Annotated in this window: 3 protein-coding genes; all 3 read left to right on the top strand. The window is 67.8% G+C overall.

The window, feature by feature from the left end; all coding sequences use genetic code 11:
• The first annotated feature begins 94 nt into the window (after nt 1-94).
• Complete coding sequence (gene lanL / locus ACZ6CZ_RS37625) at nt 95-2,467, top strand: class IV lanthionine synthetase LanL (RefSeq protein ID WP_469030549.1); 2,373 nt, start codon at nt 95-97, stop codon at nt 2,465-2,467.
• On the top strand, nt 2,464-4,287 hold the full coding sequence (locus tag ACZ6CZ_RS37620; RefSeq protein ID WP_469030547.1) for a S9 family peptidase: 1,824 nt from the start codon (nt 2,464-2,466) through the stop codon (nt 4,285-4,287). The genes lanL and ACZ6CZ_RS37620 overlap by 4 nt, the downstream gene beginning before the upstream one ends.
• On the top strand, nt 4,284-4,904 hold a 621-nt coding region (locus tag ACZ6CZ_RS37615), incomplete at its 3' end, for a hypothetical protein (protein ID WP_469030544.1). The genes ACZ6CZ_RS37620 and ACZ6CZ_RS37615, both read left to right, overlap by 4 nt.

Here is a 4,904-nt window from a genome sequence, read left to right as displayed (position 1 = left end):
CGACCCCCGCAACTACCTGGCCTTTCTCGGCCTCGCCGCCGCCCTCTGCTGTTACAAGCGACTTCTCCGCCTCACCACGTAGGACACGGTCTTAGTGACCCGTGGCCTGCCAGGACCGAAGATCCTCTCCGACCGACAGTGGTGCGACGACAGCTTGGTCCACTTCCGCTACGGCACCTTCAGTGGTGTGTCGGTACTGACCAACGACGGTACGTTCGAATCCGTAATACTGAGCCCTGAGGGCGAGCCTCTCAAAGATGAGCGCAATGCCTGGTTCAGCCCCCCGTCATGGGCCGGGTCTCCGATCGAAAGTGAACCTGTACTGAAGCCCGCTGCCAAGCCATCCGCAGTCCTGCTCGACGAGCGGTTCGAGGTGGTCAGCGCCATCCGGCATTCGAACAAGGGCGGGGTGTACCGAGCCTACGACCGCACCGGTGGCGCGGACGTCATCATCAAGCGGGGTCGACCTCACGTGGGCTCCACCTTGCTGGGGACTGACGTTCGCGACCTGCTCCGGAACGAGGCCGTCGTGATCGACCGACTGCAGCCACGAGGAGTAGTGGCGAAGAAGGTCGCCCTCTTCGAGCAGCAAGGGAGTCTGTTCCTGGCTACCGAGCTTCTCCCGGGATCGAACCTGCGGAAATGGGTGAGCGACCGCATCTTCGCGGGCCCGTCGGAAGCGCCACTCTCGCTTGTCGAAGCTGTTCCTCTGGTGAATCAGCTGGTCTCTCTGATGGAAGCGGCGCATGCGGCTGGCGTGGTCCTTCGCGACTTCACCCCGAACAACATCATGGTCCTTCCGGACGGAGAGCTCCGTCTGATCGACCTCGAGCACGCGATCGCGCCGGGCACTTTCACCAGCCGCGCATTCACTCGAGGTTACGCGGCGCCCGAGTACGCGGCGACGGCCACCCTTGGTCCTGCCCCCGACACGACGGCGGACCTGTACAGCCTTGGCATGACCCTGTTCCACCTGCTCTCAGGAATTGACCCGGTCCTGACTCCGGACCGTCCGGAGACGAGGTCTCACCGAGACCGTCTCGACGCAATGATGTCGTTGATCGCCGGGTCGAATCCCACGCTCCGTGCCTTCCTCCCCGTAATCCTCGGACTCGCTGCCGATGCGCCCGCATGTCGCTGGAATCTGAGACAGGTACGCGAAGCGGTTGCCAGGATCGCCGAGGACGAGGACAGCGCCGGCGGTGGGCCAGCCGCCGAGGGAAGCGGGTTCACGTCGGCCGCCCAGGATCGAGCGATCCGGGACGGGCTGTCTGTCCTCCTGGAGACCATGGAGCCGACCGCGGTGCGCCTGTGGCCGGACAGCGCATTCGGAACGACGGCGGACCCTTGCAACCTGCAGCAGGGGGCAGCAGGCGTGCTCGGCGTGCTCACCCGCGCGGTGTCGGTGTTCGACACGAAAGAGCTGTGGACCGGTGTACGCGCGGTCGCCGAATGGGTTGATGCGCGTCGCCTAACGATGCCCCGCCTCCTGCCAGGTCTGTACTTCGGCCGTGCCGGCACCGCGTGGTCCCTGTTCGATGCCGCACGGGCCCTGAACGATGAGGAGCTGGCTGGCCGAGCGGTGGCCCTGCTGAAGGAACTCCCGCTGGAGTGGCAGAACCCCGATGTCTGCCATGGCCTGGCCGGCGCCGGTATGGCGCACCTCCACATGTGGCAAGCGACCCGAGACACCGTACTGCGTGAGCGCGCAATACGGTGCGCCGATGCGGTTCTCGCCGCAGCCCGAGTCCAGGACGGCAAGATGGTCTGGCCGATTCCGGAAAAATTCGACTCGACGCTGGCAGGTCTTGTCCACTATGGCTTCGGACACGGTGTCGCCGGCGTGGGGACCTTCCTCCTCGGCGCGGGTGCTGCCACTGGCGACCGACGCTACCTGGATGCCGCGCGGGCGGCGGGCGACACCCTGGCAGCCACGGCGATCATCGGACACGGGGCCGCCACCTGGGCTGCCGGCCCCGACACCGCCCCGGACCGGACACGGCACATGTGGCACTGGTGCAGCGGCTCCTCGGGCATCGGAACCTTTTTAATCCGTCTATGGCAGGCCACCGGTGACAACAACCACCGCGACCTGGCGCACCAAGCAGCGGTCGAGGTGCACCGCCGACGCTTCCATGCCCTGCCTGCCGCATGCCATGGACTGGCGGGGGACGGGGAGTTCTTGCTCGACCTTGCCGCGGCTACGGGCGACGACGAGTACCGCAATTGGGCGGTGGACCTCGCCGCAGCCGCATATGTGCGTCACGGGCTGCGGGACGGCCGCGTAATCGTCGGCGGCGAGGATCCCTCTGAGATTTTGTACGGCTACAACACCGGCCTAGCGGGCGTCGTCGGGTTTCTGTTGCGACTGCGGCACGGCGGCCCCCGGTGGTGGATGATCGACGGCCTCGTCCCGGAGGTCGCTGCGGGAGCGCGCCGCACCCACCCAACGGGAACAACTCGATGAGCGCGCACACGAAGGCCCGCCACAGCGCGCCGACGCGGATCAGCTTTTCCATAGCCCCCGACGGGAAGCAAGCCGCCTTCTTCACAGCGGAGGAGCACGGACCCCTCGCACTGGAACACTGGGACCTGACGGGACGCGAGGTCCGCGCGCAGCGGCTGACCCGCCCTGGAGGTGAGACGACTTTCGCTCAGATTCTGTGCCTCACGGACGGGAGGATGGTCGTCACCCGACCCACCCGCGGTATCCACCACATAGCTCTGGTGATCGCTACTTCGGACGGGCTGCGGGAGCAACCGATCGGAACCGTCGAGTCACCGGGCCTGCGCCTGCTCGCGACGCCCGACACCACGATGCTGGCCCTGGCCGTGAGCAACGACGGCACGACCTCGGGCATTTGGGCGGTGGACTCGAGCGGACTCCACCATGTGCTGAGCCTGACCGGAAGGATCGGCCGCACTTTCTGGGCTGATCCGCTGGGTCGGCGCCTGGGCGCAGTCCGCGAGGACGGCACCGGGCCCGCCACGGTGATCATCGACCTGGACCACAAGACCGTCGAGCCGATGAGCGGCCTGCCTGTCGGCGCCCACGTGCTTTTGGCAAGCCCTAAGTCTGGGCTCCTGGTCCTTGCAGCCGCTGTCAACGGTGCGACGCACCTCGCCCACACCAGCCTGGAGCACCCCGGCGAGCTGACTTTGCTGAGCCATCTCGACCGGCTGGACGGCACGGTTCTCCCCGTCGCCGTCGATCCTGCCGGCAAGCGAGTGGCCCTGCGGATTGCCCGCGGAGCCGTGTCTACGCTCGCCATTCACACGCCCGGCACCCCTGACGTCACCGAACTGCCTCTCCCGGACGGCACGGTCCAGGGCGCTGCCCGCTGGAGCGCCAGTGGACTGTGCGTACCCTTCTCAACTCCCAGCAGGCCCACCACCCTGCTCGTGGCCGATGACGCCGCCGGGTCGTGGCAGTGCCATTTCCCGGCGTCCATGCAGGACGTGGATACCTCTTGGATGGGGGCACGGCTGACGAAGCTGCCGGGTAAGTCTGGACCCCTTGAGGCCATCGTCTACGGCGAGCACGACCTCTCCCGCGCCGAACGGGTCGTCATCGCCCTGCACGGCGGCCCGGAAGCGGCCTGGCCGTTCTCGTTCAACTCCGTGTTCCAGCGCATGGCAGCGGCCGGTCTCACCGTCGTCGCTCCCAACCAGCGGGGCAGCACCGGCTATGGTGTCGCTCACCGGGAGGCCATCCATAGTGCCTGGGGCGGCCCGGACCTGGACGACATATGCCACATCGGGCAGTGGCTTCAGCACCAGCGTGGCCAGCGCTCCAGGCCGCCGGCGCTCTACGGCGTCAGCTACGGCGCCTTCCTGGCTTTGCTCGCTGCAGCCGCACAGCCGGCGCTGTGGGAACGCTGCGCGGCGGTGGCGCCGTTCCTCTCCGGCACCGCCCTGTACGAACATGCCTCCGCCCCGGTCCGCGCCATGCTGGACCGTCTCGGCGGGTGCGTACGGCTCTGCGATGACCTGGGTCCCAGGGACCTCGACCAGCTGAGCGCCCGGATCACGGCGCAGCTGCTCATCGTTCACGGCAGCGAGGACGACATCATTCCGGTGTCGCATTCACGGCGCCTGCGGGACCGGCTCGTGAGCCAAGGCCGCCGCCCTGGGCTCGACATGTCCTACCTGGAGGTTGGCGGCAGCGGACACGACCCGCTGACCGGCCCGCACGGAGATGCGGTCGCCGCCGGCATCGTGCGGTTCCTCGCCCAAGAGCAGTTCCCCGAAAACGCTGACATCACTCCCGAAGGCATGCTCCCGTGACCGCGCCCGTCCAGGACAGCACGTCGCTGTCACGAAGCCTCCTGGCGCCGCCCGTCCGCCCCACCGTGCGTCATCTCGTGTGGTACTCGGTGCGCTGTGCGCCACTGGCCTCTGCCGGTCTGTTGGCGGTTACGGCCGTCGGTGTTGTCACCGTGCTCCTCCTGCCCGCCGCGCTGGCCGCGAGCGTCGACGCCGCTGTCTCGGGCCGTGACGGGGGCCATGCCGCACTCCTCGCTGCTCTGCTGCTCCTCTGCGGCTTCCTGCAAGAGGTCGCCACCGTCTGGACGGCGTCGATCTGTCAGGCCCGCGTCACCGCAACCCTGCGCTACGTCCTGGCGGCCACCGTGGTCGAGGCCGGCGCACCTGGCCAGTACCGCCTGGATCCTGGAGACGCGACGAGCAGGATCACGGCAAGCGCGTCCGACACCGCTGAGACCCTGACGTCCGTACTGCAACCGGCCGTCGCGGCCGTGACCTCGCTGGGCGGTGTGATCGCACTCTCGCTCATCGATTGGCGGCTGACCTTAGACCGTGTCCTACGTGGTGAGGCGGAGAAGTCGCTTGTAACAGCAGAGGGCGGCGGCGAGGCCGAGAAAGGCCAGGTAGTTGCGGGGGTC

The organism is Streptomyces sp. NPDC041135, from assembly GCF_055592085.1.
This window is presented reverse-complemented; position numbering and strand designations above follow the sequence as displayed.

Excerpts from the sequence above, each read along its gene's own strand:
- ACZ6CZ_RS37620 (WP_469030547.1), top strand. The coding sequence starts at position 2,464 with ATGAGCGCGCACACGAAGGCCCGCCACAGCGCGCCGACGCGGATCAGC.